1 protein-coding gene and 1 pseudogene are annotated in these 1,221 nt (G+C 28.7%); one reads left to right on the top strand and one right to left on the bottom strand.

Going from position 1 to position 1,221, the window contains the following annotated elements:
- Positions 1 to 229 (top strand): OmpA family protein (locus ACVC2P_RS11140; protein ID WP_452598546.1); only part of this gene is annotated, 229 nt, incomplete at its 5' end.
- Positions 230 to 875: 646 nt separating this feature from the next.
- Here the strand turns inward: ACVC2P_RS11140 and ACVC2P_RS11145 are convergent.
- A pseudogene (locus tag ACVC2P_RS11145) lies at positions 876 to 1,221 on the bottom strand (DUF3078 domain-containing protein); the annotation flags it as partial.

Here is a 1,221-nt window from a genome sequence, read left to right on the forward strand (position 1 = left end):
TAATAGAGGTTCTGCTTCTTATAATGAGAAATTATCAGATCGTCGTGCAAAAACGACTGTACAATACATTATTTCTAAGGGAATAGACACAACAAGAATATCTGGAGCTGGAAAAGGTGAAAATGAACTAGCTGTAGATTGTGGTACTGGTTGTACTGAAGAGCAACACCAGGCTAATCGTCGTTCAGAATTTTTAATCATGAGCGGAGGACCAAAAAATAATCAATAATTATTTTATAAACACAGCGAATTGTCTAGAAGCCAGTTTCAAATTTATTTTGAAGCTGGTTTTTTTATGCCTTAACCTTTTTTAAAGCATTTTAAGGCTCCTTTATACATTACTCACTAAATACTATATATTTTTTAAAACTATTATTTAGAAGGTTCTAAAACTTGTTATTTAAAATATAATTTCCTTAGTTCATTTGTTGTTTTCCTATACTTATTTTTTCAATTTATAGGCCTTAATAATGCCTAAAAACATTATTAAACCATTACAACAAAGACATGAAAAAACTAAAACTATTTATTTATGAAAATGTGTAACCTTTACGAAATTATTGCAGAATTAGAAACAGTTGAGGAAACCAAAACCTTCATTAACCAGAAAACCTAGCCTAAAGTAAATCTCGTTTTTTAGGATATAGAATTAAGAGGTGGCAATGTATATTTGAAATTTATAATAAAACCACCTTAAAAACCAGTTAAAGTAGACCAAGTAACTTTAATAGTTAGTTAGGTGTATAATGTAATAGTTAAAGACTTAAAATTTTAAATAAATAACCCCAGAATTCACATTGAATTCTGGGGTTATTTTTATTAATATAAAATATATTCTATACTTACTTTTAAGTATACGTTATAAACGATTGTTATTAGAATCCGTAATTCATACCTAAACCAAATACTTGTCTCGTTTGGAAACCTTTAAAAGCATTATCGTCATAAATTGTTTGAAAAGCTAAATTTGCAGATAAATATTTATTTATAGACATTACTAAATTCATAGTATAATCTATATCTACATTTTGTGGGTCTTCTAAGTAATTAGAGTATAGGTTTAATATGTTTTCCATAGAAACGTTTTCCATTAATTTAACCTTGTAGTATGCTCCTAAAGCAAAACCTAGCTCAAAACGAAACGTTTTGTTCGCTTCTACACCAAAGTAACCACCAGCATCATTAAAAGCGCTTTCGGCACCTACAGGGACAGCTGTAAAC

The sequence above is a fragment of the Pontimicrobium sp. MEBiC01747 genome (assembly GCF_053601635.1).